Annotated in this window: 27 protein-coding genes; 16 read left to right on the top strand and 11 right to left on the bottom strand. The window is 66.1% G+C overall.

The window, feature by feature from the left end; all coding sequences use genetic code 11:
• Positions 1 to 78: 78 nt before the first annotated feature.
• The 7 genes from D7S89_RS08940 to D7S89_RS08910 all read right to left on the bottom strand — a co-directional run bounded on the left by D7S89_RS08940 (position 79) and on the right by D7S89_RS08910 (position 6347).
• Complete coding sequence (locus tag D7S89_RS08940; protein WP_121277240.1) at positions 79 to 1443, bottom strand: DUF3426 domain-containing protein; 1365 nt, start codon at positions 1441 to 1443, stop codon at positions 79 to 81.
• 87 nt (positions 1444 to 1530) lie between these two features.
• A complete protein-coding gene (prmA, locus tag D7S89_RS08935; protein ID WP_121277239.1) occupies positions 1531 to 2421 on the bottom strand; it encodes a 50S ribosomal protein L11 methyltransferase in 891 nt (296 codons plus the stop codon).
• A gap of 4 nt (positions 2422 to 2425) precedes the next feature.
• Positions 2426 to 3793, bottom strand: coding sequence for an acetyl-CoA carboxylase biotin carboxylase subunit (accC, locus tag D7S89_RS08930; RefSeq protein ID WP_121277238.1), 1368 nt, complete (start codon positions 3791 to 3793; stop codon positions 2426 to 2428).
• 133 nt (positions 3794 to 3926) lie between these two features.
• On the bottom strand, positions 3927 to 4400 hold the full coding sequence (gene accB / locus D7S89_RS08925) for an acetyl-CoA carboxylase biotin carboxyl carrier protein (RefSeq protein ID WP_121277237.1): 474 nt from the start codon (positions 4398 to 4400) through the stop codon (positions 3927 to 3929).
• 65 nt (positions 4401 to 4465) lie between these two features.
• On the bottom strand, positions 4466 to 4921 hold the full coding sequence (aroQ, locus tag D7S89_RS08920; RefSeq protein WP_121277236.1) for a type II 3-dehydroquinate dehydratase: 456 nt from the start codon (positions 4919 to 4921) through the stop codon (positions 4466 to 4468).
• 206 nt (positions 4922 to 5127) lie between these two features.
• Positions 5128 to 5694: a TlpA family protein disulfide reductase gene (locus D7S89_RS08915; RefSeq protein WP_121277235.1), complete on the bottom strand. Its 567-nt coding sequence runs from the start codon at positions 5692 to 5694 to the stop codon at positions 5128 to 5130.
• 11 nt (positions 5695 to 5705) lie between these two features.
• Positions 5706 to 6347, bottom strand: coding sequence for a UDP-N-acetylmuramate--alanine ligase (locus tag D7S89_RS08910; protein WP_121277234.1), 642 nt, complete (start codon positions 6345 to 6347; stop codon positions 5706 to 5708).
• A 169-nt stretch (positions 6348 to 6516) separates the two neighbouring features.
• On the opposite strand from D7S89_RS08910, the gene mpl reads away from it, so the two are divergent.
• The 5 genes from mpl to mtgA all read left to right on the top strand — a co-directional run bounded on the left by mpl (position 6517) and on the right by mtgA (position 12507).
• Entirely contained in the window at positions 6517 to 7914 is a 1398-nt protein-coding gene (mpl, locus tag D7S89_RS08905) for a UDP-N-acetylmuramate:L-alanyl-gamma-D-glutamyl-meso-diaminopimelate ligase (protein ID WP_121277233.1), read from the top strand.
• Positions 7911 to 8489: a YqiA/YcfP family alpha/beta fold hydrolase gene (locus tag D7S89_RS08900; protein WP_121277232.1), complete on the top strand. Its 579-nt coding sequence runs from the start codon at positions 7911 to 7913 to the stop codon at positions 8487 to 8489. Before mpl ends, D7S89_RS08900 begins: the two co-directional genes overlap by 4 nt.
• Before the next feature lie 143 nt (positions 8490 to 8632).
• On the top strand, positions 8633 to 10801 hold the full coding sequence (locus D7S89_RS08895; protein WP_121277231.1) for a ribonuclease catalytic domain-containing protein: 2169 nt from the start codon (positions 8633 to 8635) through the stop codon (positions 10799 to 10801).
• A 4-nt stretch (positions 10802 to 10805) separates the two neighbouring features.
• Complete coding sequence (gene aroE / locus D7S89_RS08890; RefSeq protein ID WP_121277230.1) at positions 10806 to 11687, top strand: shikimate dehydrogenase; 882 nt, start codon at positions 10806 to 10808, stop codon at positions 11685 to 11687.
• A gap of 97 nt (positions 11688 to 11784) precedes the next feature.
• Positions 11785 to 12507 (top strand): monofunctional biosynthetic peptidoglycan transglycosylase, encoded by a 723-nt coding sequence (gene mtgA, locus D7S89_RS08885; protein WP_121277382.1) that lies wholly within the window; start codon positions 11785 to 11787, stop codon positions 12505 to 12507.
• A 40-nt stretch (positions 12508 to 12547) separates the two neighbouring features.
• Here mtgA and D7S89_RS08880 read toward each other — a convergent pair whose 3' ends face one another.
• From D7S89_RS08880 to D7S89_RS08865, 4 genes are all read right to left on the bottom strand, one after another.
• Positions 12548 to 13072 (bottom strand): cupin domain-containing protein, encoded by a 525-nt coding sequence (locus tag D7S89_RS08880; protein WP_121277229.1) that lies wholly within the window; start codon positions 13070 to 13072, stop codon positions 12548 to 12550.
• Between the two features lie 248 nt (positions 13073 to 13320).
• Positions 13321 to 13611 (bottom strand): nucleotidyltransferase family protein, encoded by a 291-nt coding sequence (locus D7S89_RS08875; RefSeq protein WP_121277228.1) that lies wholly within the window; start codon positions 13609 to 13611, stop codon positions 13321 to 13323.
• An 83-nt stretch (positions 13612 to 13694) separates the two neighbouring features.
• Positions 13695 to 14591, bottom strand: coding sequence for an EamA family transporter (locus tag D7S89_RS08870; RefSeq protein ID WP_183085132.1), 897 nt, complete (start codon positions 14589 to 14591; stop codon positions 13695 to 13697).
• 84 nt (positions 14592 to 14675) lie between these two features.
• The gene (locus tag D7S89_RS08865; protein WP_183085131.1) at positions 14676 to 15122 is read right to left on the bottom strand and encodes a MarR family winged helix-turn-helix transcriptional regulator; all 447 of its coding nucleotides are present in this window, start codon (positions 15120 to 15122) and stop codon (positions 14676 to 14678) included.
• A gap of 215 nt (positions 15123 to 15337) precedes the next feature.
• Here D7S89_RS08865 and D7S89_RS08860 point away from each other — a divergent pair, with 215 nt between their 5' ends.
• The 11 genes from D7S89_RS08860 to pyrF all read left to right on the top strand — a co-directional run bounded on the left by D7S89_RS08860 (position 15338) and on the right by pyrF (position 26187).
• Positions 15338 to 16264 carry an IclR family transcriptional regulator gene (locus D7S89_RS08860; protein ID WP_121277381.1) on the top strand — a complete coding sequence of 309 codons (927 nt, stop codon included), beginning with the start codon at positions 15338 to 15340 and terminating at the stop codon, positions 16262 to 16264.
• Positions 16225 to 17271 carry a 2-dehydro-3-deoxygalactonokinase gene (locus tag D7S89_RS08855; RefSeq protein ID WP_425470759.1) on the top strand — a complete coding sequence of 349 codons (1047 nt, stop codon included), beginning with the start codon at positions 16225 to 16227 and terminating at the stop codon, positions 17269 to 17271. Before D7S89_RS08860 ends, D7S89_RS08855 begins: the two co-directional genes overlap by 40 nt.
• 90 nt (positions 17272 to 17361) lie before the next feature.
• On the top strand, positions 17362 to 18042 hold the full coding sequence (locus D7S89_RS08850) for a 2-dehydro-3-deoxy-6-phosphogalactonate aldolase (protein ID WP_121277380.1): 681 nt from the start codon (positions 17362 to 17364) through the stop codon (positions 18040 to 18042).
• Complete coding sequence (locus tag D7S89_RS08845) at positions 18039 to 18818, top strand: SDR family oxidoreductase (protein ID WP_121277224.1); 780 nt, start codon at positions 18039 to 18041, stop codon at positions 18816 to 18818. Before D7S89_RS08850 ends, D7S89_RS08845 begins: the two co-directional genes overlap by 4 nt.
• Before the next feature lie 127 nt (positions 18819 to 18945).
• Entirely contained in the window at positions 18946 to 19947 is a 1002-nt protein-coding gene (locus D7S89_RS08840) for an arabinose ABC transporter substrate-binding protein (RefSeq protein ID WP_121277223.1), read from the top strand.
• A 91-nt stretch (positions 19948 to 20038) separates the two neighbouring features.
• Positions 20039 to 21550, top strand: coding sequence for an L-arabinose ABC transporter ATP-binding protein AraG (araG, locus tag D7S89_RS08835; RefSeq protein WP_121277222.1), 1512 nt, complete (start codon positions 20039 to 20041; stop codon positions 21548 to 21550).
• A gap of 31 nt (positions 21551 to 21581) precedes the next feature.
• Positions 21582 to 22610 (top strand): L-arabinose ABC transporter permease AraH, encoded by a 1029-nt coding sequence (gene araH / locus D7S89_RS08830; RefSeq protein ID WP_121277221.1) that lies wholly within the window; start codon positions 21582 to 21584, stop codon positions 22608 to 22610.
• A gap of 37 nt (positions 22611 to 22647) precedes the next feature.
• Positions 22648 to 23436 (top strand): SDR family NAD(P)-dependent oxidoreductase, encoded by a 789-nt coding sequence (locus D7S89_RS08825; protein WP_121277220.1) that lies wholly within the window; start codon positions 22648 to 22650, stop codon positions 23434 to 23436.
• On the top strand, positions 23433 to 24329 hold the full coding sequence (locus tag D7S89_RS08820; RefSeq protein ID WP_121277219.1) for an SMP-30/gluconolactonase/LRE family protein: 897 nt from the start codon (positions 23433 to 23435) through the stop codon (positions 24327 to 24329). Before D7S89_RS08825 ends, D7S89_RS08820 begins: the two co-directional genes overlap by 4 nt.
• On the top strand, positions 24320 to 25258 hold the full coding sequence (locus D7S89_RS08815) for an aldose 1-epimerase (protein ID WP_121277218.1): 939 nt from the start codon (positions 24320 to 24322) through the stop codon (positions 25256 to 25258). The genes D7S89_RS08820 and D7S89_RS08815 overlap by 10 nt, the downstream gene beginning before the upstream one ends.
• Before the next feature lie 104 nt (positions 25259 to 25362).
• Entirely contained in the window at positions 25363 to 26187 is an 825-nt protein-coding gene (pyrF, locus tag D7S89_RS08810; RefSeq protein WP_121277217.1) for an orotidine-5'-phosphate decarboxylase, read from the top strand.
• Positions 26188 to 26197: the final 10 nt, after the last annotated feature.

Genomic DNA, 26197 nt, shown 5'->3' with positions numbered 1-26197 from the left:
CGAAAATCGTCTCAGGTTGTCGCGAGTGCGACGAAAAGGGCGCTGCCGTTCACCGATGGCGGCGCACCCGGTTTTGCGCTACGGGTAAAAAATCTGTACGCGGAAATTCGTCGCGACGGTATTGCCGCTGTCGAGCTGCACGACCATCGTTTGCGTCATATGCGACGGCAGGCCGCCTGCGATCGGCGTGCCCGGCGGCGCATAGTCCTGCGGCCACAGCACGCGGCGGATTGCGACGTCGTTCTTGTTGTCCGACAGCGTGAGCTCGATCGCCGGGTACGCCAGCGCCACGCCGGAATGGTTGCGCAGCGATACGCGCAGCTCGAGACGATGCGGGCCGTCGATCTGACGCAGTTCGGTCGACTCGACGCGCAGGCCTTCGATGTCGCGCGGCGGCGCAATGTGGCAGCCGAGGTGCGCGCATGCGCCGGCAAAGAGCGGCTGCGTTTCGGGCCAGGAGACGATGACCGTTTCGCGGCGCCACCAAGCCAGCTGCGCCAGCAGCAGCGCAATCAGCAGCACTGCGATCACCGAGCCCGCGATACGCCACAGCACACGGCCCGGCTTGCGCGGACGCGTCTCACGCGTGACTTCGAAATGGCGTGCGCCATCGCTGGCGGCGGGCGGCACATCGGCGGCAAAGGGCAGCGGCTCCGTTGATTCGGTGGCCGGCTGCGCACCGAAGTGCGGTTCGGGATCGGCGTGCCATGCGGGCGTGGGTTCCGGCGAGAAGCTCGGCTCTACCTCATCGCGGGCACCCGTCGACGCAAAATCGGCGTGCGCGTTCGGCGCAAGGGCCGGCTCGCTGGCAGGCGGGGGCGGTGCGGAAAATGTCGGCTCGCGCGGCTCGTCCAGCGCGGTGTCGAAGGGCGCCTCCGGCTCGATGGGTGCGGCGGGCTCGGCTTCCTGCACAGGTGCTGACTCAGTTGCCGGGGGCGGCTCGACGGACGCAGCGGGGGCTTGCGGCTCAGGGACTTGCGGTTCGTGCACCTGGGCCGGCTCGAGGCTCGGCTCAGTCGCGTCTTCGTGCAACGGCGCTAACGCACCAGGCACGACGATCGGCTCGCGCGATACGCTCTCGATATCGTGACGCATACCCACATCGCCGTTCGCCGCAGGCTTCCACATGTCCCAGGCGCCGGGACCGAAGCTCGCCGTCGGCTCATGCTTGGGCTCGTCGTGCTTCGGCTCGTCGTGCTTGAGCTCGTCGTGCTTGAGCTCGTCGTGCTTGGGCTCGTCGTGCTTGGGCTCCTCGTGCTTGGGCTCGGCGTGCCTGGACTCCTCGTGCTTGAACTCGTCATGCGACTCTTCGACGAGGTGTTGCGAGGCGTTGAAGACTTGCTGGCAGTGTCCGCAGCGCACCCATCCGTTCGCGCGCGCCAGTAGTTCGTCCGGCACGCGGAAGACGGTTTCGCAGTGGGGGCAGCGAGTGGCAAGAACCATAGTGGATCGGGAGAGCAGGCCTCGACGGCCGGTACGCAAAATCGATACGCGTATTTTAAAGACTTTCGCGCGGGTTCCCCGCGTGTCTCATTTTGTGCCCGTCAGGCACACCCAGCCGTCGAGCTCGCGCCACACCGTCATCTTGATCCACGGTGCGTAGGCGGCAGCCACTTCGTCGGCCTGGCGCGCCAGCACGCCCGACAGGGCGAGCCGTCCACCGGGCTGGACCTTCGAGCACAGCATCGACGCCATCAGCTTGAGCGGGTTCGACAGGATGTTCGCGACCACGATATCGAAATCGCGCTCGGGACACGCGTCGGGCAGGCCGTAGGTGACCTCGGCACGATTGCGTGTGCTGTTCTCGCGTGCCGAGTCGACCGCTTGCGGGTCGATGTCGATGCCGAAGACGGGATCGGCGCCGCATTTCCTGGCGAGGATCGCGAGGATCCCGGAGCCGCAGCCGTAGTCGAGTACCGACTGACCCGGCGCGACCGACTGCTCGAGCCATTCCATGCACAGGCGAGTGGTGGGGTGGCTGCCCGTGCCGAACGCGAGGCCCGGGTCGAGTTCGAGCACGAGCGCGTCGGGATCGGGGGCATCGTGCCACGACGGCACGACCCAGATGCGCTTGCCGATCGGGATCGGCTCGAACTGCGATTGCGTCAGGCGCACCCAGTCCTGCTCGGCCACTTCGCGTACCGTGAACGTGGGAACGTGCGGCAGCCCCAACTCGTTCGCAGCCGCGGCCGCGAGCACGGCCGGGTCAAGCTCGGGCGCGAGCAAGGCGATGACGCGCGAATGCTGCCATGCCGTGCGCTCGGGCGTCAGACCGGGCTCGCCGAACAGCGGCTGCTCGTCGGGCGTGTCGGCATCGGCGTCTTCGACCGACACCGAGAGCGCGCCGAGCTCGAGCAGCGCGTCCGACAGCGCCTCGGCGTGCATGCGATCGAGTTCGACGATGAGTTCCCGGTAGCTCATGGCGTTACGCTTCCTCGGGCGCGGCTTGCTGCTTCTCCGCCAGCCGGTGCTCGAGATAGTGGATGCTCGTGCCGCCTTCGACGAACCCGCCGTCGAGCATCAGCTCGCGATGCAGCGGAATGTTGGTCAGAATGCCTTCGACGACCATTTCCGACAGCGCGATGCGCATGCGGCGAATGGCCTGCTCGCGCGTGGCGCCGTAAGCGATCAGCTTGCCGATCATCGAGTCGTAGTTGGGCGGAACGAAGTAGCCATTGTACGCGTGCGAATCGACGCGGATTCCGGGGCCACCCGGCGTGTGCCACGACGTGATGCGGCCCGGCGACGGTGTGAACTTGAACGGATCTTCGGCGTTGATGCGGCATTCGATCGCGTGACCGTGCAACGTGATGTCGCGCTGACGGTAGGCGAGCTTTTCGCCGGCGGCGATGCGGATCTGTTCCTGCACGATGTCGATGCCGGTGATGAGCTCCGTGACCGGGTGCTCGACCTGCACGCGCGTGTTCATCTCGATGAAGTAGAACTCGCCGTTCTCATAGAGGAATTCGAACGTGCCGGCGCCCAGATAGCCCATCTTCTTGCACGCGTCGGCGCAGCGGTCGCCGATACGTTCGATCAGGCGGCGCGCGATACCCGGCGCGGGCGCCTCTTCGATCACCTTTTGGTGGCGGCGCTGCATCGAGCAGTCGCGTTCGCCGAGCCACAGTGCGTTCTTGAAGGAGTCCGAGAGCACCTGGATTTCGATGTGGCGCGGGTTCTCGAGGAACTTCTCCATGTAGACCTGCGGGTTGCCGAATGCACGATCGGCTTCCTCGCGGGTCATGTTGACGGCGTTGATGAGCGCCGCTTCGGTGTGCACGACGCGCATGCCGCGTCCGCCGCCACCGCCGGCCGCCTTGATGATGATCGGGTAGCCGACCGAGCGGGCGATCTTGATGATCTCCTTCGGATCGTCGGGCAGCGCGCCTTCGGAGCCCGGCACGCACGGCACGCCGGTCTTGATCATCGTCTGCTTGGCCGTGACCTTGTCGCCCATCAGGCGAATCGTCTCGGGGCGAGGGCCGATGAACGTGAAGCCGGACTGCTCGACGCGCTCGGCGAAATCGGCATTCTCGGACAGGAAGCCATAGCCGGGGTGGATGGCCTCGGCGTCCGTGACTTCGGCGGCGCTGATCAGCGCCGGCATGTTCAGGTAGCTCTGCGGCGACGGGGCCGGGCCGATGCAGACGGCTTCGTCGGCGAGCTTGACGTACTTGGCTTCCTTATCGGCTTCCGAGTAGGCGACGACCGTCTTGACGCCGAGTTCGCGGCACGCGCGCTGGATGCGCAGTGCGATTTCGCCGCGATTGGCAATGAGGATTTTTTCAAACATGGCGATTATTCGACTCTTCAGTAGGCGCCGCGCGCGGTGCGGATCGAGGCGAGGGCCGCGGCAACTCGGCGGCGCGGGCCTCGGGCTGGGCGGTGCGTGCCCGAGGCGCGAAGGCGCGAGGCTTGCTCGCGTTTTAGCCGATAACGAAAAGCGGCTGGCCGAACTCGACGGCTTGACCGTTCTCGACGAGGATTTCCAAGACGACGCCCGCCTTATCGCTCTCGATCTCGTTCATGAGCTTCATCGCTTCGATGATGCAGAGCGTCTGGCCTTCCTTGACCGTATCGCCGACATTGGCGAACACGGCGGCGCCCGGCGACGGTGCGCGGTAGAACGTGCCGACCATCGGCGACTTGACGATGTGGCCGGCCGGCGTGGCGGCCGCGGCGGGGGCAGCCGCCGGGGCTTCGCCGGACGCGACGGCCGCGCCGCCCACGGTGGGGACCGCCGCCGTCAGTTGCGGTGCGAACGCGGCGGACGGCTGAACGTAAACCGGCGGCGCGTTCTTGACGATGCGCACCTTGCCCTCGCCCTCGGTGACTTCCAGCTCCGAAATGCCGGACTCGGAGACGAGGTCGATCAAAGTCTTCAGCTTACGTAGATCCATAGGGAATCCCCTTTCTTAATACGTGAGGCGCCGGATCGAGCCGGCGCCGAATTGGTGTTCTTGAATCAGCCGCGCGCGGGTTCGGGCGCAAGCCGGTCGAGCGCGAATTCGAGCGCGTACAGGTACCCCTTCCACCCGAGACCGCAAATGACGCCTTCGGCCAGATCCGAAAAATAGGAGTGGTGCCTGAACGGTTCGCGGCGATGCACGTTCGACAGGTGAATCTCGACGAACGGAATGCCGACGCCCGCCAGAGCATCGCGGATCGCGACGCTCGTATGCGTGTAGGCGGCGGGGTTGATCAGGATGAAGTCGACTTTTTCCGCGGGCGCTGCCTGCACGCGATCGACGAGCTGACCTTCGTGATTGCTCTGAAACGTGGTCAGCTCGATGCCGGCTTGTCGTGCCCGTTCGGCCAGAGCTCGATTGATCTGGTCCAGCGTGACGTGCCCATAGACCTGCGGTTCTCGGTTGCCGAGAAGATTGAGGTTGGGGCCGTGCAGTACCAGCAGTCGTGTCATGGTCGCTTCTGTTTCCGCGGAATTGCGCGAACTTTAGCGCCGTTTAGAGAAACTTGTCTAGTTGCGGATGCAAAAGTCGGATCTCAGGATGCCGGTTTTTGCCGGCTGAAGCGTCCGGTTTGCATCAACGTCGCTCAACAAGCGAAGAATTTGCCGCCTACGTCCGACAATTCGATATTAGGTGCGGGCAGGCGCGCTGTGATGCCCTACAGCGCATCCAAAGTGCGCCGTAGCTCGTTTGCTTCGATTTGACCCAGTTTTGTCGTACGAACGGCACCTTTTGCGTCAATTACGACTGTAAACGGCAACGCGCCGGCCGTATTGCCGAGCGTGCGCGCCAAGTCGGCACCGCTGAAGCCGCTCACGAGAATGGGGTAGTCGACAGGCACCTTCTGCAGGAACGCCTGGACGTTTTTCTCGGAGTCCACGCCGATACCGATGAATTGCACACCCTTGGCTGCGTACTGCCGATGCAGACTCGCGAGCGTAGGCATCTCTTGCACGCACGGGCCGCACCACGACGCCCAGAAATTGACGACGAGCACGTGTCCCTTATAGGCGGCCAGCGTTTCTGGTTGGCCGGCCGGGTTCGTGAGCGGGGCGGCCAGCAATTGATTGACGGCATCCGCCTGGCTGATGGGCTGTGCTGCGTCGGCCGGTTTCGACACGTCCGCGTCCTTGGGGGCGCCGTGCAGCCAATGACCGGCTCCGGCACCGAGCGCCACGGCAATGACGGCCGTCGCGGCCATCGCGTAAATCCGCGTTTTGTTCATCGTGTTGTCTGTTAACTAGTAAGGGACGCGCCGCCATCTTCGGCGAGCAGCGCCTCGAGCGTCTCGGCGTTGGCGCGTGCGGCGCGTCCGCGTGCATCGGCGCGGACGGCGCCGCGCAGATCGTCGGTATCGTAAAGCGCAATGTGCATGCCGACCGGTTCCTCGGCGCGCGAGGCGCGCCACAGGAAGCTCAGCGTCTCGACCGCGCCGCGACCGCCGAAGTGGCGCGTCTCGGACACGTCGTACTGGACGTTGGCATTGAGCAGATAGATTGCGACTTCCTTGGCATTGTCGCAAAACACCTGCAGATGGATGTCCGAATGCTCGCCTGCGGTGCCGTTCAGTACGGCACCGGTCACGTACGGGTTGAACGGGGCGAGCCGCTTCATCCAGTCGAGAGCGATCGCGCGCAGGCGCCGCAGCACGGCCGGCTGGCTGTCGGACTGGAACAGCGACTGATACTCGCGGATCTCTTCTTCGATCTGGTCGTTGTCGGGCAGCCATTCGCCAGCCACGCGCGCCTGCCCGACGACTTGCCGCGCAGCCTTGCGCTTGGCGCTCGAGTAATCGAGTCCTTCTTCGGCGATCAGCCGCGCCGCGGCGATCGCGATTTCTTCCCGCACACGCTGCGGATCAACGGATTTGCGCGTCATGCGGCAATCATACTCGATCGTCGCAAGCCGGCTGACCGCCCTGTCCGGGCTAAGCCGTCGGGTACAATAGCGGCCTTTCCGTACGCGGCTCGCTCACGGCCATCGGCGTTCGTGACGGTCAAAGCGTCTTTCCCCACGCACTCGCGTTTGCGCGGCACGACACTCTTTTATGCACATCCACATCCTCGGCATCTGCGGCACGTTCATGGGCGGTCTGGCGGTGCTCGCGCGCAGCGCTGGACACAAGGTGACCGGTTGCGACGCCGGCGTCTATCCGCCGATGAGCACGCAGCTCAAGGCGCAAGGCATCGAACTCGTCGAAGGCTATGGCGCCGAGCAGCTCGCGCTGGAGCCCGATCTGTTCGTCATCGGCAACGTCGTTTCGCGCGGCAATCCGCTGATGGAAGCGATTCTCGACCGCGGTCTGCCGTACGTGTCGGGGCCGCAGTGGCTCGGCGAGCACGTGCTCGCCGGCAAGTGGGTGCTCGCGGTGGCCGGTACGCATGGCAAGACCACCACGAGCTCGATGCTCGCTTGGCTGCTCGAGGACGCAGGGCTGAACCCCGGTTTCCTGATCGGCGGCGTGCCGTTGAACTTCGGCGTCTCGGCGCGGCTGACCGATTCGAACTTCTTCGTCATCGAGGCCGACGAGTACGACACGGCGTTCTTCGACAAGCGTTCGAAGTTCGTTCACTACCGCCCGCGCACGGCGATCCTGAACAACCTCGAGTTCGATCACGCCGACATCTTCCCCGATCTGGCCGCGATCGAAACCCAGTTCCACCATCTCGTGCGGACGGTGCCAGGTAGCGGGCGGCTGATCGTCAACGGTCGCGAGCCGGCGCTCGAGCGCGTGCTGGCGCGCGGCGCGTGGAGCGAGGTCGAGCGCTTCGGCGTCGACGGCGGCTGGGTCGCCGAGCCGGCTGCCGACGGGATGCCGGTCGATGAGCGTTTCGCCGTCTACGCGCACGGCGAGCGCATGGGCGAGGTGGACTGGCTGGTGCAGGGCGAACACAATCGCATGAACGCACTGGCCGCGATCGCGGCGGCGCGCCACGTAGGCGTGCCACCCGCTCAGGCCATGCGGTCGTTCGCGGAATTTCGCAACGTCAAGCGCCGCATGGAGGTGCGCGGCAGCGTCGACGGGGTGATCGTCTATGACGACTTCGCCCATCATCCGACCGCGATCGAGACGACGATCGCCGGTCTGCGCACGCGGATCGGCCGTACGCACTCGCGCATCCTGGCCGTGCTCGAGCCGCGCTCGAACACGATGAAGCTCGGCGTCATGAAGGCGCAACTGCCGGGCAGTCTGACCGACGCCGAATTGGTGTTCGGCTACGGCGCCCCCACGGGCCGTGACGCGTTGGGCTGGAATCTGGCCGAAGCTTTGGCGCCGCTCGGCGACAAAGCGCAGGCGTTCGACGATATCGAGTCGCTGGTCGCGAGCGTCGTCAAGGCCGCGCGGCCCGGCGATCACGTGCTCGTGATGAGCAACGGCGGGTTTGGCGGCGTGCATCAGAAACTGCTCGACGCACTCGGCGCGCGCGAACGAGGCGCCGCGTGATTCTGTACCTGCACGGCTTTCGCTCGTCGCCCGATTCGTTCAAGGCGAAACTGCTCGCGGCACGCGTGGCGGAGCTCGGACAAGCCGAGCTCTGGCGCTGTCCGCCGCTACCCGTGTCGCCACTGGCCGCCATTGCGCTGGCCGAGCAGACAGCGGCCGGCGCGCGCGACGTGACCGTCGTCGGCAGTTCGCTGGGCGGCTACTACGCGACGTATCTGGCCGAGAAGCACGGCTGGCGCGCCGTGCTGCTGAACCCGGCCGTGCTCCCGCAGCGCGACTTGTCTGCCTATCTGGGCGAACAGCCGCTGTGGCACGGCGGTGGCAGTATCGTCGTCGAGCCGCGCCATCTCGACGAACTGCGTATGCTCGGCGTGACGTCGGTTACGCGGCCGGAACGCTATTATTTGATCGCCGCGACGGGCGACGAAGTGCTCGACTATCGCGAGATGCTGGCGCATTACCCGGGTGTCGAGACAACGCTGATCGACGGCGGCGACCACGCCATCAGCGACTTCGCTCGGTACGCCGACAGCGTGCTGGCGTTTTGCGGCATCAGGCCGCCCGCGTGCGCCTGAGACGGAAGCGCCAGCAGCCGGGGCGGGCGTGGCCACGCATCACCGCGCGTTCGTTGCGCGGCATCCCAATTCGAATCGGCAGCAGACGAGCGGCTCGCACGGCGCCTCTGCTGCGATGACACAGTCTCTAGCGAGAATAGCAAGTGAACGTTTTCTTTGAGGAATCGGGCAGTTTGAAGGCGGGCGGCGTCTTGTCGCGTCAGGGCGACGCGCTGCAAGTCGAGTTGCCGGGCGGCCGGCGCGCCAAGGTGCGCGCGAAGGACGTGCTGATTGAGTTCGCCGCGCCGAGCGCGGCCGAGCTCATGCAGGCGGCCGATGCGGCCGCGCAGCAGATTGATCTCGACTTCCTGTGGGAGTGCGCGCCGGGCGACGAATTCCCGTTCGGCACGCTGGCCGACGAATACTTCGGCGCCTCGGCAGGCCCCGTCGAGCGCGCGGCGCTCGTGCTGCGCATGCAGGGCGCGCCCGTGTACTTTCGCCGCAAGGGCCGCGGACAATATCAGCGCGCGCCCGAAGAGCAATTGAAGATGGCGCTGGCCGGGCTCGAGCGCAAGCGTCAGCAAGCGCTCGTGCAGGCCGGCTACGAGGAGGAGCTCAAGGCGGGTCGCCTGCCCGAGGTGTTCAAGGGCAAGGTCCTGGGGCTGCTGACCAAGCCCGACAAGAACGCGATCGAATACAAGGCGCTCGAGGCCGCCGCGGCCGCGCGCGGCATTTCGCAGGCCCAGCTCATGCTCGAGTGTGGCGGTATCGCGTCGCCGCGCGCGCTGCACGAGGCGCGTTTTCTGTCCGAATACTTCCCGCATGGCACGGGCTTTCCGGCTGTCACGCCGGGCGAGCTGCCCGACGACTTGCCGACGGCCGACGCACACGTCCAGGCCTTTTCGATCGACGACATCACGACGACCGAAATCGACGATGCGTTCTCGGTCGAGCTGTTGGCCGACTCGCGCGTGCGGGTGGGTATCCACATCGCCGCGCCGGCGCTCGGCATCGTGCGCGGCGACGCCGTCGACGCGATCGCTCGCGCACGTCTGTCGACGGTCTACATGCCCGGCGACAAGATCACGATGCTGCCCGACGAAGTCGTCGACGTCTTCACGCTGAAGGAAGGCGGGCTGCGTCCGGCGTTGTCGCTCTACGTCATCGTCAATCGCGAGACGCACGAGATCGTGGCGACCGAGACGCGCGCCGAGCGCGTGTTCGTGAAGAGCAATCTGCGTCACAACACGCTCGATGCCGAGGTGACCGAAGAGGCGCTCGCGGCTGGTAGCGGCGACTATCCGCACAAGGACGACATCGCCGTGCTGTGGCCGCTCGCGCAGGCGCTGTTCGAGAAGCGCCAAGCTGCGCGCGCGGGCTATGGCCTGAGACGCGAAGTGCCCGGCAACACCGACTTCAACTTCTACGTCGAAGGCGAACACGTGACGATTACGCCGAGACGGCGCGGCTCGCCGCTCGACCTCATCGTCGCCGAGCTCGCGATCCTGGCCAATTCGACGTGGGGTGCGCTGCTGCACGATCACGGCGTGCCCGGCATCTACCGCACGCAACGCACGTTCGCTGCCGCGGGACCGAAGCGCACGCGCATGCAGACGAGCGCCGCGCCGCACGAAGGGCTCGGCGTCGCGCAGTACGCGTGGAGCACGTCGCCGCTGCGTCGCTATGTCGACCTCGTCAATCAATGGCAACTGCTCGCGTGCTCGCAGCATGGCGTGGCAGCCAAGCTCGTTGCACCGTTCAAGCCGAAGGATGCCGACCTGTTCGCGGTCGTGCAAGGCTTCGACGATACCTACACGGCGTATGCCGACCATCAGCGCCGCATGGAGTACTTCTGGTGCTTGCGCTGGATTACGCAGGAGCACAAGAAGGAGGTCGTCGCGGCCGTCGTGAAGGGCGATCTCGTGCGGCTCGAAGAAGTGCCGCTGTTGCTCCACGTGCCGGGTCTCGGCGTGCATGCGCGCGGTACGCGCGTGGTGCTCGAGGTGATGTCGATCGATGAGCTCACGGTCGAAGCGTCGGTGCGCATCGTGCGCGTGATCGATGCGCCGGGTGCCACGGGCGGCGCGGCCCTCGACGAAGAAGAGACGGAAGAGGTCGACGCACTCATCGATGCGGCCGATGCATCGGCCGAAAGCGAAGAGGAAGCGCGCGCCGAGTCCGACTTGGCCGGCACGGACTTTGACGCGGCCGAGCCCGATGCAGACGGCGCATCGGCTGCGCAAGACGCCGCCAGCGGTGCAAGCGATGGATCGATCGACGGACCCAGCGATGGGCCAAGCGGTGCGAGCCGTGCCGCGCACGTGACGGAGTGACGCCATGAGTTCGATCGAGCCGATCGCTGCCGCTGCTGCCGGGTATGACCTGTACGCTGTGGTCGGCAACCCGGTCGCACACAGCAAGTCGCCGTTCATCCATGCTCGGTTTGCCGAGCAGATGGGTGAGCGCATCGAGTACCGGCCTTTGCTCGCGCCCGTCGACGGCTTCGAGCAAACGGCACGGAGCTTCATCGCGGTGGGCGGGCGTGGCCTGAACGTCACGGTGCCATTCAAGCTCGAAGCGCATGCGCTGGCGCAGCGGCTGTCGCCGCGGGCGGCCGCCGCGGGGGCCGTCAACACGCTGCGCTTCGATGCCGACGGCATCTTCGGCGACAACACCGACGGTGTCGGTCTCGTGCGTGACATCGAGGTCAATCTCGGCGTGCCTTTGCAGGGCGCTCGCATTCTGCTGCTCGGCGCGGGCGGTGCGGCGCGCGGTGCCGTGCTGCCGTTGCTCGAGCGTGCGCCGCACGGGCTCACGATCGTCAACCGCACGGCAGGCAAGGCCGAAGCGCTCGTCGAACAGTTCGGCGCGGCCGCGCGCGAAGCCGGGTGCGCGCTGGCCGGCGGCGGGCCCGATGCGGTCATGCCGCAGCCGTACGATGTGATCGTCAACGCGACGGCAGGCAGCCTCGATGCGGCGTTGCCCGAGTGCGATGCGCGCGCATTTGGCGCCGCGACGCTGGCTTACGACATGATGTACGGTGCCGAGCCGACCGTCTTCATGCGGCACGCGAGCGCACAGGGGGCAAGGGTGGCCGACGGTCTCGGCATGCTCGTCGAGCAGGCGGCCGAATCGTTCTTCGTGTGGCGCGGTGTGCGTCCAGACGGCACGCCCGTGCTGGCGGCGCTGCGTGAGCGTCTTCAGTCGACGAGGGCGTAGCTGATCTGACGATCGACGAGACGGGGGCGCGCAGGCAGCGGCTAGCCGCTTGCTGAAGGCGCGCGAGAACGCGGACGATGCATCGAAAACGACAATCATGACGAAAGCGAAAGGCGCGAAGGGGCGCGGGACCGGCCGATGGCTGATCTACGTGGTGTCGGTGGTGGTGCTCGCGTGGCTGTCGACACAGGTCTACTACTTCGGGCAGATTGCCGTCTGGAACTTCGTCGATCCCCAGTCCACGGCATTCATGCGCTCCGACGCCTGGCGGCTCGCCCAGGATCGCCCCGACTTGTCGATCGCGCACGAATGGGTGCCTTACGAGCGCATCTCGCGCAACCTCAAGCGCGCGATCATCGCGTCGGAGGATGCCAACTTCGTCAACAACAACGGCTACGAAACCGACGCCATTCTGCAGGCGTGGGAGAAGAACAAGGCGCGCGGCAAGATCGTCGCAGGCGGCTCGACGATCACGCAGCAGCTCGCGCGTAATCTGTTCCTGTCGCGCGAGAAGAGCTATATCCGCAAAGGGCAGGAGCTCATCATCACCTGGATGCTCGAGACGCTGATGGACAAGCAGCGCATCTTCGAGATCTATCTGAATTCGGTCGAGTGGGGCAACGGCGTGTACGGCGCACAAGCCGCGGCGCGCTATTACTACCGTTCGTCGGCGAGCCAACTCAGTGCCTGGCAATCCGCGCGGCTGGCCGTGATGCTGCCGCGCCCCAAGTACTTCGATCAGCATCGCGGATCGTCGTTTCTCACGCAGCGCGCGGGCGTCATCGCGCGGCGCATGGGCGCCGCCGAAGTGCCGCGCTGATCGATGGCGATGCGCCTGGATCGACTTGGCTTAGCTTAGTTTAGTTGTCCTCCCAGTAACCGATCGCTTCGCTTTCGCGCGACACGAAGCGGAACAGCTTCGGCGGCTCGCCGGGCTGGCCAGCGAATTCGGCCAGGACGCCGAATTTTTTGGAGTCCGGATATTCGGCGACTTCCGGAAAGATCTTCGTGCTGACGGCCAGATACCGCAGCTCCTGCGTGCCCGTATTGATGATCTGGTGCGCGGCTTCGGCACCGCCCGGCGGGCAGGCGATCACGTCGCCTGCGCGGATCGCGTAAGTGTGCTCGCCGATGCGGATCTCGCCCGTGCCGTCGATCACGAAGAACATCTCCTCGTTGATGCGGTGATTGTGAAACGGGAACGCGCGCTTGCCCGGCGCGAGCGCCGTGATGTTGTAGCCGAGCTTCTGCGCGCCGATGCGCGGCCCGATCGCGCCCATACGCGGCTCATAGCGGTCGGCCATCGATTCGGGAGGCGCGAACAGCTGGGGCAGAGGCGTGACTTCGACATCGGCGATATTGATGATCGGCTTGGTGGGGTTCATTCGTTTGTACTCCTTTCGTGGAAGGGAAAGGGCTGGGAATGTCGTTGCTGCTCAGGTGGCGATGGTTATGCACGATGCAGAAGCGGGCTGCACGTGATCGAGGCTCGGAAAATCGAACGAAAGGTAATGTTGGGCGCGTGCCAAGATGCGGGCTAGCGCCTAGAGGTGCTTCGAACGTTCAGGATGTTTTTTCGCTATCCGTAAGGCCTGCCGCATGTGGTCGAGATAGTCGGCAAGGCGGTTCTCTTTCATACCGGTTGCGCTTCCGCAAGCACGTTCGCTCGGAACGTCGGAGGCAGGTCGGCCGGAGTGAGCAGATCAACGTGGACCCCCAGCAGCCTTTCCAACTCATCCTGCAAACCGCCCAGGTCGAATAGCGTCGCTTCGGGCAGCGCGTCGACCAGCAGATCGAGGTCGCTGCCGTCCTTGTCAGTACCGTGCAACACCGAGCCGAAGACGCGCGGGTTCGCCGCGCGGAAGCGGCCTGTCACTTCGCGTATGGTGCTGCGCTTCAGGTCGAGCGCAACGGACGGTCGCATGGGTATTCCTTCTTGTCGAACGGCGTTGGAGGCCATCAAGAATAGCACTGCCGGCTCGCAGAGCCGCGATGTTGCAGCCGTCGTCAGTACTCCTCTTGTGGGAAGGGCCGTACGGGCGACTGACGTTTCGGCGTCGATGCCTCTACGCGCGGCACTTGCAATAGCGCGACGCCGGCCAAAATCAAGGCAAGCGCGGCACCCATCGCAGGACGAAACGGCTCGCCACGCAAGCCGCAGCCGAGTGCGACGGCGACTACGGGATTGCAGAAGGCGTAAGTGCCGACACGCGCGGCCGGCCACGTCTTGGTGAGATAAATATAAGCCGAGTAGGCGGCAATCGACCCGAAAACGATCAAATAGCCGAGCGCGAGCAGCGCGGCGTGGCTGACCGGGGCATGCGTGGTGCCGCCCGTGGCGTTTGCGATCACCAGCGACAACGCCCCCGCGCTAGCCATCTCGATGCCAACTTGCGTGAAGTGCCCGGCCGACGAAGCCTTTTTTCCGCCGAGCAACGTGGCCCATGACCAGATGACGGTCGAGAGTGCGAGCGCCGCGCAGCCGGCAAAGTCGGGGCTACCGGCGCTGGGCCACATCAGCAGCGCGACGCCCAGGAAGCCCAGCGCAAGCCCGAGCCAGCCGCGCATGGCCAGGCTCTGCCGGGCCATTAGCGCCAATAGCAGCGGGATGACGCCGGCCATGACTGCCGTCACGCCGCTTGCCACGCGCGCCTCGGCCCACGCGATCAATGCCATGCAAACCGTCAACAGCAGCACGCCGACGCTCGCGAGCCGCGGTACTTCGCGCCATGCGGGCCACGGTTCGCGGCGCAACCGCCCGATCGCAAGCGCAATCAGGGCCGCCGGAATGAACCGGACGGCCGACAGCCCGAACGGCGTGAACGAATCGATCGCCCATGCAATGGCGAGAAACGTCGATCCCCATACGACCGATACGGTCGCGTAAGCCAACCAAGCCAGCATCCCACGTCTCCTTGCGGTGAAGCGATGTGAGCCGCCCATTCGTCGTCCTGCGCGGCACGATGCGCTTGCCGGTGTGCAAGCGCGTCAGTCTTGCTCGTTGTCGTTGTCCTGCTCGAATGCGTGCGCGAGTTTGCCGAGCAGCCGCGTCAGTTCGCTGCGCTCCTCGGGGGTAAGGCTTGCCGTCGGGTCGAATGCCGTTTTCCCCGAGCGCCACAGCGGCTTGGGCACGGACGCGAGCGTCGCACGCCCCTGCGCCGTGATTCTGACGAGCAGGCGGCGACCGTCGCGCGCGTCCTTCACGCGCTCGATCCATCCCACGCGCTCCATCGTGCCGAGCATCGACGTGATGCTCGGACGGTCCGCGTAGAGCAGCTCAGCAATCTCGCTCGGTGCAATGCCCTCCGATTCGGCGAGCCGCCGCAGCAGAAAGATCTGCTTCGGCGTGACGCCATACGGGGCAAGGTCTCGCGTAATCCGGCGCTTCCACGACAGATGCACGTGAGAGAGGAGGTCCATGATCGGTTTTGACATGATTTGAATTCTAACTATTTTTTCGGCTTGCGCAACCACACGCTGCAGTTCGACGAAGGCAGGCAGCGGGAGGGGCATGCCGCACTCGAATGAATATTTGAAATCCCAACATTTGGACATATGACTCATATGTTGAGCTGCCGTGCAAGAGCTGCCTACAATTCAAGCCAGACAGAAGGCCAACCAGGGCCGCAGAGAAAATGCAGGAGACACCCATGACCGCCTCGCGCGATACCGCAGGACCAGGGGACGTGGCCGAGCCGATACTCGGCGCAAGCACTGCCGCTACACCGCCGGTCCAAGGGGGCTCGGAGACGATCGCGCTGTCGGGGACGCCGCTCGACATCGCCAACCAGCAAGCCGGTACGCAGACACTGCTGCGCGGGCTCGCGATTCTCGAGGCGGCCGCAGCGGGCGCGCGCGACATGCGTGCGTTTGCCGCCGCGCTCGGCACCACGCGCAGCACGACGCACCGGCTCGTGAACAGTCTCGTGCAGGCGCGCTATCTGCGGCAGACCCAGAACGGTTACCTGCTGGGGCCCAAGCTCATCGAGCTCGGCACGATCGCGCTCGAACAGATGCCGCTCACGACCGTGGCGCGGCCCCACCTCGAGCGGCTCGCGCAGGCGACGCTCGACACCGTGCACTTAGGCGTACGCGACGGCGACGACGTGCTCTACATCGACAAGATCTCGAGCCAGCGCGGCCTTGAAATGCGCTCGCGGATCGGCCACCGCATGCCGCTCGCTTCGACCGGCATCGGTAAGGCGCTCATGCTCGATATGGGGCCGCAAGCGTGGAGCGCGTTGTTCGATGCGTCGCGTCGGGCGCTCGCCGGTGTCACGTTCAAGCCCGACAACCGCCCCGACCAGCCCGTATTCCTGCAGCGCATGGCGCGTTACTCGGCAGGCGGGTTCACGTTCGACCTCGAGGAGAACGAGGTGTCGATCCGTTGTGTCGCGGCGCCGGTGCGCGATGCGTCGGGTGCCATCATTGCGGCCCTTTCGGTCGCCAGCACGATTCCGTACATGCCGCTCGAGCGCATGGACGAACTCGTGCCCGTGGTGCAGCGCGAAGCGCGCGGCATCTCCGAAGAACTCGGTTGGCGTGCGCCGCAAGGCACGCGCCGGATCAAACGATGACCATCGCACACGCCGATCTCGGACAGCCGGCGCTGATCGGCCTCGATTGGGGCACGACGGCGCTGCGCGCCTACCTGTTCGATGCGGCCGGCCGCGTGCTCGCCACGCACGCATCGGCTGCGGGGATCATGACGCTGCACCAGCCCGGCGATTTCGACGCCGTATTCGAGGAGGCTTGCGGCCCGTGGCTCGCGCAAGCGCCTGACTTGCCCGTCATCGCGGCCGGCATGGTCGGTAGCGCACAGGGCTGGCGCGAAGCGCCGTACGTCGATGCGCCAGCCACGGCCGATGCGCTCGTGCGCGGTATCGTCCACGTGGCTACGGCCCGCGCCGGGACGGTGCACATCGTGCCCGGCGTGATCGAGCGCGGCGAGTTGCCGAACGTGATGCGCGGCGAGGAAACGCAGATTGTCGGCGCACTGGCGGGCGACCCCACACTCGGCGGCGCGCGCGCCGGCGTGCTGGTGGGTTTGCCGGGCACACACGCCAAGTGGGCCGTCGTGCGCGGCGAGCGCATCGAAGCGTTTCATACCTTCATGACCGGTGAGCTGTTCGCGGCGCTTCGACATCACACGATTCTCGGTCGCACGATGCGCGATGCCGACGCACCCGATGCCGCAACATTTTTGCGCGGTGTGGAGGTGGCCCGGCGAACCGACCGCGCGGGACTGCTCGCGACGATCTTCAGCACGCGCACGCTCGGCTTGACCGCGCAGCTCACGGCCGAGCAGCAGCCGGAATATTTATCTGGACTCCTGATCGGCCACGAGCTTGCGGGCCTGAACGCGCTGCTGACCGCGCGCGGCACGACGCTCGCGGCCGAGCCGTTGCGACTGATCGGCAGCCCTGAACTGTGCGAGCGCTACCGGCTTGCACTGGCAGCGTTCGGATGTGCGCACGCGACGATCGTCGAAGCGGCGACCGAGCGCGGTTTGTGGCGTATCGCCACGCAAGCGGGCCTCGTCGCCGCGCGCGAGGCCGCCTCTGAAGCCCGGCCCGACGCTTAGACGATGCGCGTAGGTGCGAACGATGCGAACGCCTGGATCTCCACAGGTTCTCTAGACGACAGACTGCCCGACGACATGGCGACACCCAACATGCAGATCGATCTCGACCTTCCCGCTCCGTATCGGCCGCATCCGCGCTTTGCCGCAGCCTTCGCCGCGTGCCCGCTGATCGCGATTCTGCGTGGCATCACGCCCGCGGAAGCTGCCGCGCACGGCGTGGCGCTGTACGAGGCGGGCTTTCGTGTGCTGGAAGTGCCGCTCAATTCGCCGCATCCGTTCGAGAGCATCGCAGCGCTGCGCGCGGCGCTGGCCGTTGATGCCGTCGTGGGCGCGGGTACCGTGCTGCGGCCCGGATTCGTCGCCGAAGTGGCGCGCGCCGGCGGTGAACTGATCGTGATGCCGCATGCCGATCGCGCCGTGATCGAGGCGGCCAAGGCGCAAGGACTCGCTTGCACGCCCGGCGTGGCGACGCCCACCGAAGCATTTGCCGCGCTGGCCAGCGGCGCCGACGCGCTCAAGATGTTTCCGGCTGAGCAGTTGGGCGTGCCCGTCGTCAAGGCATGGCGTGCGGTGATCGCCAAGCGTGTGCCGCTCGTGCCCGTCGGCGGCATCACGCCGCACAACATGGCGCCGTTCCTGGCGGCCGGCGCAGACGGTTTCGGCTTGGGCTCCGCCCTTTATCGGCCGGGGCAAGACGTGCTGCAGACGGCTGCACAGGCGCGCGCGTTCGTCGACGGCGTGCGCGCTGCGTGCGAAGGCGTGCGGCCATGAACCGGCTGGCCGGCAAGGTCGCGCTCGTGACGGGAGCCGGACGCGGCATCGGTGCCGCGATCGCCAAGGCTTTCGCATGCGAAGGCGCGGCGCTCGTGCTGGCCGAGCTCGACGAGCAAGCGGGCCGGCAGGTGGCGGCCGAGATCGAAGCGCAGACCCGCGGGGCGCGCGTGCTGGCGGTGCGAACCGATGTGACGCAGGCGGCTTCGGTGCACGCGGCCGTCGAGGCCGCCGAGCAGAGGTTCGGCGCGCTCGACGTGCTCGTGAACAACGCCGGCATCAACGTGTTCTGCGATCCGCTATCGATGACCGACGACGACTGGCGGCGCTGCTTCGCCGTCGATCTCGACGGCGTATGGAACGGCTGCCGTGCGGTGCTGCCGGGCATGGTCGAGCGCGGGCGCGGCAGCATCATCAACATCGCCTCGACGCACGCATTCAAGATCATCCCGGGCTGCTTTCCCTATCCGGTCGCCAAGCACGGCGTGATCGGCCTGACGCGTGCGCTCGGCATCGAATATGCGGCGCGGCAGGTGCGTGTGAACGCGATCGCGCCCGGTTACATCGAGACGCAATTGACGCACGACTGGTGGAACGCGCAGCCGCAGCCGGACGAGGCTAGGTGCGCGACGCTCGAGTTGCAGCCGATGAAGCGCATCGGTCGGCCCGAGGAAGTGGCGATGACCGCGGTGTTCCTCGCCTCCGACGAAGCGCCGTTCATCAACGCGAGCTGCATCACGATCGACGGTGGGCGCTCGGCGCTTTACCACGACTGACGGGCCAGGCAGGACCCAACGAGCGCGACGACGAGATCGCGACGATACCGGATGGCGCGCTGGCCGCGCGAGTCATCCGACAACGATAACGCGGCCGGGACCTTCAATCAGACAGGAGACACGCATCATGAAGCGCAGAATTTTCCTTACGCTGGCTTGTGCGGCAGTGACATCGGTGTTCGTTGCAGCACCCGTGGCGCAGGCGGCCGACCCGGTCAAGATCGGCTTTCTCGTGAAGCAGCCTGAGGAGCCATGGTTCCAGGACGAATGGAAATTCGCCGAGATGGCCGCGAAGGAAAAGGGCTTCACGCTCGTGAAGATCGGCGCGCAATCGGGTGAGAAAGTCATGAGCGCGATCGACAACCTCGCCGCCCAAAAGGCGCAGGGTTTCATCATCTGCACGCCCGACGTGAAGCTCGGGCCCGGCATCGTCGCGAAGGCCAGGGCCGACAAGCTCAAGATGATGACCGTCGACGATCGCCTCGTCGACGGCGCCGGCAAGCCGATCGACGCGGTGCCGCACATGGGCATCTCGGCCTACAACATCGGCAAGCAGGTCGGCGAGGGCATCGCGGCCGAGATCAAGAAGCGCGGTTGGGACATGAAGGACGTCGGCGCCATCGACGTGACCTACGAGCAACTGCCGACCGCCCACGACCGCACGACGGGCGCCACCGACGCGCTCGTGGCCGCGGGCTTTCCGAAGGCGAACGTGATCGCCGCGCCGCAAGCGAAGACCGACACCGAAAACGCGTTCAACGCCGCCAACATCGCGCTGACCAAGAACCCGCAGTTCAAGCACTGGGTCGCCTACGGCCTGAACGATGAGGCGGTGCTGGGCACCGTGCGGGCAGCGGAAGGCCGAGGCTTCAAGGCCGACAACATGATCGGCATCGGCATCGGCGGGTCCGATTCGGCCTTGAGCGAGTTCAAGAAGCCGCAGCCGACGGGCTTCTTCGGCACGGTGATCATCAGCCCGAAGCGCCATGGCGAAGAGACGTCTGATCTCATGTACGCATGGATCACGCAGGGCAAGGAGCCGCCCAAGCTCACGCTGACGACGGGCATGTTGGCGACGCGCGACAACGTGGGCGACGTGCGCGAAAAGATGGGGCTCGCCGCGAAGTGATCGCGGCGCCCGGCAACGAGCTGGGCCGGCGGCGCGCCATTGCGCAACGCCGCCGGCCTGCGAGGATGTATCAGTAACGAGGTTAGGCGAGATGTCAGCAACGCTGCGTTTTGACAATATCGGCAAGGTGTTCCCCGGCGTGCGCGCGCTCGACGGCGTGTCGTTCGACGTCCATGCGGGCCAGGTGCACGGCCTGATGGGCGAGAACGGCGCGGGCAAGTCGACGCTGCTGAAGGTGCTCGGCGGCGAATACCAGCCCGATTCGGGCCGCATTCTGATCGACGGGCAGGAGGTGCGTTTCGCCAACGCCGCCGCCTCGATCGCGGCCGGCATTGCCGTGATCCACCAGGAGCTGCAGTACGTGCCCGATCTCACGGTGGCCGAGAATCTGCTGCTCGGGCGACTGCCGAATGCTTTCGGCTTCGTCAACAAGCGTCGCGCACAGCAATTCGTGCGCGAGCGGCTTGCCGCGATGGGTGTCGATCTCGATCCGAATGCGAAGCTCGGGCGCTTATCGATCGCGCAGCGGCAGATGGTCGAGATCTGCAAGGCGTTGCTGCGCAACGCGCGCGTGATCGCGCTCGACGAGCCGACGAGCTCGCTCTCGCATCGCGAAACCGAGGTGCTGTTCAAGCTCGTCCGCGATCTGCAGGCCGACGGCCGGGCGCTGATCTACATCTCGCACCGCATGGACGAGATCTACGCGCTGTGCGATTCATGCACGATCTTTCGCGATGGGCGCAAGGTCGCATCGCATGCGTCGCTTGCCGACCTCAAGCGCGAAACGCTCGTCGCCGAGATGGTGGGGCGCGAGATCACGGACATCTACAACTATCGGCCGCGCGAGCTCGGCGCCGTGCGGCTCGCCGTCGACGGCATCGAAGGGCACGGTGTGCGCGAGCGCGCGAGCTTCACCGTGCGCGCAGGCGAAATCGTCGGCTTCTTCGGGCTCGTCGGCGCGGGCCGCAGCGAGCTCATGCATCTCGTCTACGGGGCGCAGAAAAAGCGCGCCGGACGTTTGACGCTCGACGGTACCGCCATCGAAACGAACAGCCCCACGCAAGCGATTCGTCACGGCATCGTGTTGTGCCCGGAGGATCGCAAGGAGGAGGGCATCGTCGCGATGGCCTCGGTGGCCGAGAACATCAACATCAGTTGCCGTCGTCATCACTTGCGCATGGGGCTCTTTCTCGATCGCGCGAAGGAAGCGCAGACGGCCGACCGTTTCATCGAGCGGCTGCGGATCAAGACGCCAGGCCGGCGTCAGAAGATCCGCTTCCTGTCGGGCGGCAATCAGCAGAAGGCGATCCTGTCGCGCTGGCTCGCCGAGCCCGATCTGAAGGTCGTCATTCTCGACGAGCCGACACGCGGCATCGACGTGGGCGCCAAGCACGAGATCTACAACGTGATCTACGAGTTGGCCGAACGCGGGTGCGCCGTCGTCATGATCTCGTCGGAACTGCCCGAGGTGCTCGGCGTGTCGGACCGCGTCGTCGTAATGCGCGAAGGCCGAATTTCCGGGGAATTGAAGCGCGGCGACGCGAACGAAGCAGCACTGCTGAGCCTTGCGTTGCCGCAAGGCGCGAGCCGGCAGGCAGCGTGATCAAGTAGTCAAGTAGGCAAGGAGTCAAGACATGCAAGCAAGAGAGAACCTCGCGCAAGCGGCCGCCAAGCAGGTCACGAAGCAGGCCGCCGACGTGCTGATCCCGCAGCCCGGCGATCGGCAGAAGTGGTGGCAGCACATCACCGAATACAGCCTCATCGTCATCTTCGCCGTGATGTTCGTCACGACGTCGCTGAGCGTCGATCACTTCTTCTCGATCGAGAACATGCTGGGCTTGGCACTGTCGATCTCGCAGATCGGCATGGTCGCCTGCACGATGATGTTCTGCCTCGCCTCGCGCGATTTCGACCTGTCAGTCGGTTCGACCGTCGCCTTTGCCGGCGTGCTGTGCGCGATGGTGCTCAATGCGACGGGCAGCACCGTGCTCGCGATCGTTGCCGCGGTGGCGGCCGGCTCGGTCATCGGCTTCGTGAACGGCGCCGTGATCGCCTATCTGCGCATCAACGCCCTGATCACGACGCTCGCGACGATGGAGATCGTGCGCGGGCTCGGCTTCATCGTCTCGCATGGGCAGGCGGTCGGCGTATCGTCGGATACCTTCATCGCGCTGGGCGGCCTGACCATGTTCGGCGTGTCGCTGCCGATCTGGGTCACGCTCGTGTGCTTCATCGTGTTCGGCGTGCTGCTCAATCACACGGTCTATGGCCGCAACACGCTCGCGATCGGCGGCAACCCCGAAGCGTCGCGGCTCGCGGGCATCCATGTCGAGCGCACGCGCGTGATGATCTTCCTGATCCAGGGCGCCGTGACGGCACTGGCCGGCGTGATTCTCGCGTCGCGCATCACGTCGGGGCAGCCGAACGCGGCCGAGGGCTTCGAGCTCAACGTGATTTCGGCTTGCGTGCTCGGTGGCGTGTCGCTGCTGGGCGGGCGTGCGACGATCTCGGGCGTCGTGATCGGCGTGCTGATCATGGGCACGGTCGAGAACGTGATGAACCTGCTCAACATCGACGCGTTCTATCAATACCTGGTGCGCGGCGCGATCCTGCTGGCCGCCGTGTTGCTCGACCAGTTGAAGAATCGCGGCACGCGCGACTGAACGAGCGCGCCTTGTCGTTTCATGGAGATAGTTCACGATGACGTTCCCCGATCATCCTGTACCCGGCCCGTATGCGCGCTATCCGAGCCTCGTCGACCGCACGGTCTTCATCACGGGCGGCGCGACGGGCATCGGCGCCGCGTTCGTCTCGCACTTTGCGGCGCAGGGTGCACGCGTCGCGTTCTGCGATATCGATACCTCGGCCGGCGAGGCGCTTGCCGATGCACTCGGCGAAGCACGCACCAAGCCGCTCTTTCTGACCTGCGACATTACTGACATCGGCGGGCTCAAGGGCGCCATCGCCGATGCGCGCGCCGCACTCGGCCCGATCGCCGTGCTCGTCAACAACGCGGCCAACGACAAGCGGCATGCGATTGCCGACGTCACGCCCGAGTTCTTCGACGCCGGCATCGCCGTGAATCTGCGGCATCAGTTCTTCGCGGCGCAGGCTGTCATCGAGGATATGAAGCAGCACGGCGGCGGTTCGATCGTGAACCTCGGCTCGATCAGCTGGATGCTCAAGAACGGCGGCATGCCCGTCTATCTGACAGCGAAGGCGGCGATCGCCGGGCTCACGCGCGGGCTCGCACGCGACCTCGGCCCGTTCGGCATCCGCGTGAACACGCTGGTGCCGGGCTGGGTCATGACGGAAAAGCAAAAGCGCTTGTGGCTCGATGAGGCTGGCTTGCGCGCGCTGAAGGCTGGGCAATGCCTCGACGGCGAGCTGCTGCCCGAGGACCTCGCGCGCATGGCGCTGTTTCTGGCGGCCGACGACAGCCGCATGGTGACGGGGCAGGATTTTGTCGTCGACGGAGGCTGGGTATGACGCAGACTGCTCGATGCGCCACGCTTGCGGTAGACACGCGGTGCGCGCTCGGCGAAGGCGCGACGTGGTGCGCGCGCAGCGGACGGTTCTACTGGACCGACATCGAAGGCGCGCGCCTGTGGCGCTACGATCCGGGTTCGGGCGAGCACACCGCGTGGACCATGCCCGAGCGGCTCGCCACGTTCGCGCTGTGCGCCGATCCGCATCATCTGCTGTTGGGGCTGGCCACGCACCTCGCGTTCTTCGACTTGGCGACCGGCCACATGCACCGCATCGCCACGATCGAGCCCGGGCTGAACACGCGGCTGAACGACGGCAAGTGCGATCGCCAGGGACGCTTCGTGTTCGGCACGAAAGACGAAGTGGCCGAGCCGCAGGCGATCGGCGGCTTTTACCGGGTCAATCATGATTTGTCGATCGAGCGGCTGCCGCTGCCGGCGCCCGCGATCTCGAACAGCATCGCGTTCAGCCCCGACGGCGCGACGATGTACTACTGCGATTCGCCGACACGCACGATTCACGCCTGCGACTACGGTGCCGACGGACACATCGGCGCATCGCGGCTATTCGTGCGCTTGCTCGACCCCGACGGCGTGCCCGACGGTTCGACCGTCGATGCCGAAGGTGGACTGTGGAATGCGCAATGGGGCGGCGCGCGCGTCGTGCGCTACGACGCGCGAGGCGTCGAGACCGAGCGCGTGAGCGTGCCGGTGCGCCAGCCGAGCTGCGTCGCATTCGGCGGTGCACAGCTCGACACGCTGTACGTGACGACGGCGCGCGTCGAGCTCGATGCGGCGACGCTGGCAGGCGAGCCTGACGCAGGCGGGGTGTTCGTCGCGACGAGCGCGCGACGCGGCTTACCCGAACCGGTGTTTCAAGGCGTATGGCCCTGAACGCGCGCGCCGCTCGAGCGCTCCACGAGGACGCGCCGCTGCTTGCGGCCGTCACGCTCGCCAACGCGCACCTGCGGCTCGACATTGCGCCTGCGCTTGGCGGCGGCATCACGCGTTTCGACTGGCGCGGCCAGGGCAATGCCGCGACGCCGATCTTTCGCCGCGCGCTATCCGACGAGACCGGCACCGACCCGAACGCGCTGGCCTGCTATCCACTCGTGCCGTATTCGAACCGCATCGGCGGCGCGCGCTTTCGTTTCGACGGGCGTGACGTCGACGTGCCGCGTAACCGCGCGAGCGAGCCGTTGCCGATCCATGGCGACGGCTGGCTGCAAGCGTGGCAGCTCGTGAGCGGCGACCACACGCACGCGCTGCTTGCGCTCGATCGCACGCAGGGCAAGCCGCACGCCTATCGTGCGACGCTGGCCTATACGCTTGATGGCGCGACGCTGACGGTCAGGCTCAGCGTCGAAAACGTGGGCCGCGCGACGCTGCCGTTCGGCTTGGGGCTGCATCCGTTCCTGCCGCGCGACACGTGTACGCAACTGTCGGCGGCCGCGGGCGGGCTGTGGCTGTCGGGTGACGACTGGCTGCCCGTGCGCCACGTGCCCACGCCGCCCGCGTGGCAGCTGGGCGTGGCTTATCCGTTGTCGGCCGGCATGGTCAATCATGCGTTCACCGATTGGAGCGGACAGGCGACGGTGGTCTGGCCGAACAAGCGCCTTTCGCTGACGATCGCCGCGAACACCGATTACTACATTCTCTACACGCCGCCCGGCGAAGATTTCTTCTGTTTCGAGCCCGTCGATCACCCGATCAACGCGGTCAATCTGCCGGGTGGGGCGAGCGCGCATGGCATGACGGCGCTCGAGCCTGGCGAGCGGCTTTCGCGCGAGTTTCGTTTCACGGTTGCGCGCGTCGGCATTTGACGATGAGGGCCGGTGCCAGGCTACGCGACTGATGGCGTGGCGGGCCGGCGCGCGGGTCGGGCGGGTAGAATACAGGCCTCTTCAGTTTCGCTTACGCTCCCGCCATGTCTTCTTCCTCGTCCTTCGTCGAAATGCTCAACGGCGCGTGGCAGCGCACGGGTTCGCTGCTGTGTGTCGGTCTCGACCCTGAACCGTCGCGTTTTCCGGGTGCGCTTGCGAATCGCGCCGATGCGATCTTCGAGTTCTGCCGCACGATCGTCGATGCGACGGCGCCTTATGCGAGCGCCTTCAAGCCGCAGATCGCCTACTTCGCCGCGCATCGGGCCGAGGATCAGCTCGAGGCATTGATTGCGCACATCCATGAGCGCCACCCGGGCCTGCCGGTGATCCTCGACGCCAAGCGCGGCGACATCGGCAGCACGGCGGAGCAATACGCGCGCGAAGCGTTCGAGCGATACCGTGCCGATGCCGTGACGGTCAATCCGTACATGGGCTTCGATTCGATCGAGCCGTATCTCGCGCACGAGGGCAAGGGCGTGATCGTGCTGTGCCGCACGTCGAATCCGGGCGGCTCCGACCTGCAGTTTCTCGAGACGGGCGGGCGGCCGCTCTATCAGGTCGTCGCGCAGCTGGCCGCTCAAAAGTGGAATGCGAGTGGGCAACTGAGCCTCGTGGTCGGCGCGACGTTCCCGAAGGAAATCGAAGTGGTGCGTGGGCTGGTCGGCGACATGCCGCTGTTGATTCCAGGCATCGGCGCGCAAGGCGGCGACGTCGAGGCGACGGTGCGCGCAGGCCGCACGCAAGCCGGCACCGGCATGATGATCAACTCGTCGCGCGCGATCCTGTACGCCAGCAAGGGCGACGACTACGCGCAAGCGGCCGAGCGGGCGGCGCAAGAGACGCGCGACAAGATCAACGCGTATCGCTAAGGCCAAGGCG

This window comes from Trinickia fusca (assembly GCF_003628145.1).
In the GTDB taxonomy this organism is placed as follows: domain Bacteria; phylum Pseudomonadota; class Gammaproteobacteria; order Burkholderiales; family Burkholderiaceae; genus Trinickia; species Trinickia fusca.
This window is presented reverse-complemented; position numbering and strand designations above follow the sequence as displayed.

Coding starts and splice junctions, on each gene's coding strand:
- D7S89_RS08940 (WP_121277240.1), bottom strand. CDS start 1,443: ATGGTTCTTGCCACTCGCTGCCCCCACTGCGAAACCGTCTTCCGCGTG.
- prmA (WP_121277239.1), bottom strand. CDS start 2,421: ATGAGCTACCGGGAACTCATCGTCGAACTCGATCGCATGCACGCCGAG.
- accC (WP_121277238.1), bottom strand. CDS start 3,793: ATGTTTGAAAAAATCCTCATTGCCAATCGCGGCGAAATCGCACTGCGC.
- accB (WP_121277237.1), bottom strand. CDS start 4,400: ATGGATCTACGTAAGCTGAAGACTTTGATCGACCTCGTCTCCGAGTCC.
- aroQ (WP_121277236.1), bottom strand. CDS start 4,921: ATGACACGACTGCTGGTACTGCACGGCCCCAACCTCAATCTTCTCGGC.
- D7S89_RS08915 (WP_121277235.1), bottom strand. CDS start 5,694: ATGAACAAAACGCGGATTTACGCGATGGCCGCGACGGCCGTCATTGCC.
- D7S89_RS08910 (WP_121277234.1), bottom strand. CDS start 6,347: ATGACGCGCAAATCCGTTGATCCGCAGCGTGTGCGGGAAGAAATCGCG.
- mpl (WP_121277233.1), top strand. CDS start 6,517: ATGCACATCCACATCCTCGGCATCTGCGGCACGTTCATGGGCGGTCTG.
- aroE (WP_121277230.1), top strand. CDS start 10,806: ATGAGTTCGATCGAGCCGATCGCTGCCGCTGCTGCCGGGTATGACCTG.
- mtgA (WP_121277382.1), top strand. CDS start 11,785: ATGACGAAAGCGAAAGGCGCGAAGGGGCGCGGGACCGGCCGATGGCTG.
- D7S89_RS08880 (WP_121277229.1), bottom strand. CDS start 13,072: ATGAACCCCACCAAGCCGATCATCAATATCGCCGATGTCGAAGTCACG.
- D7S89_RS08875 (WP_121277228.1), bottom strand. CDS start 13,611: ATGCGACCGTCCGTTGCGCTCGACCTGAAGCGCAGCACCATACGCGAA.
- D7S89_RS08870 (WP_183085132.1), bottom strand. CDS start 14,591: ATGCTGGCTTGGTTGGCTTACGCGACCGTATCGGTCGTATGGGGATCG.
- D7S89_RS08865 (WP_183085131.1), bottom strand. CDS start 15,122: ATGTCAAAACCGATCATGGACCTCCTCTCTCACGTGCATCTGTCGTGG.
- D7S89_RS08860 (WP_121277381.1), top strand. CDS start 15,338: ATGACCGCCTCGCGCGATACCGCAGGACCAGGGGACGTGGCCGAGCCG.
- D7S89_RS08850 (WP_121277380.1), top strand. CDS start 17,362: ATGCAGATCGATCTCGACCTTCCCGCTCCGTATCGGCCGCATCCGCGC.
- D7S89_RS08845 (WP_121277224.1), top strand. CDS start 18,039: ATGAACCGGCTGGCCGGCAAGGTCGCGCTCGTGACGGGAGCCGGACGC.
- D7S89_RS08840 (WP_121277223.1), top strand. CDS start 18,946: ATGAAGCGCAGAATTTTCCTTACGCTGGCTTGTGCGGCAGTGACATCG.
- araG (WP_121277222.1), top strand. CDS start 20,039: ATGTCAGCAACGCTGCGTTTTGACAATATCGGCAAGGTGTTCCCCGGC.
- araH (WP_121277221.1), top strand. CDS start 21,582: ATGCAAGCAAGAGAGAACCTCGCGCAAGCGGCCGCCAAGCAGGTCACG.
- D7S89_RS08825 (WP_121277220.1), top strand. CDS start 22,648: ATGACGTTCCCCGATCATCCTGTACCCGGCCCGTATGCGCGCTATCCG.
- D7S89_RS08820 (WP_121277219.1), top strand. CDS start 23,433: ATGACGCAGACTGCTCGATGCGCCACGCTTGCGGTAGACACGCGGTGC.
- D7S89_RS08815 (WP_121277218.1), top strand. CDS start 24,320: ATGGCCCTGAACGCGCGCGCCGCTCGAGCGCTCCACGAGGACGCGCCG.
- pyrF (WP_121277217.1), top strand. CDS start 25,363: ATGTCTTCTTCCTCGTCCTTCGTCGAAATGCTCAACGGCGCGTGGCAG.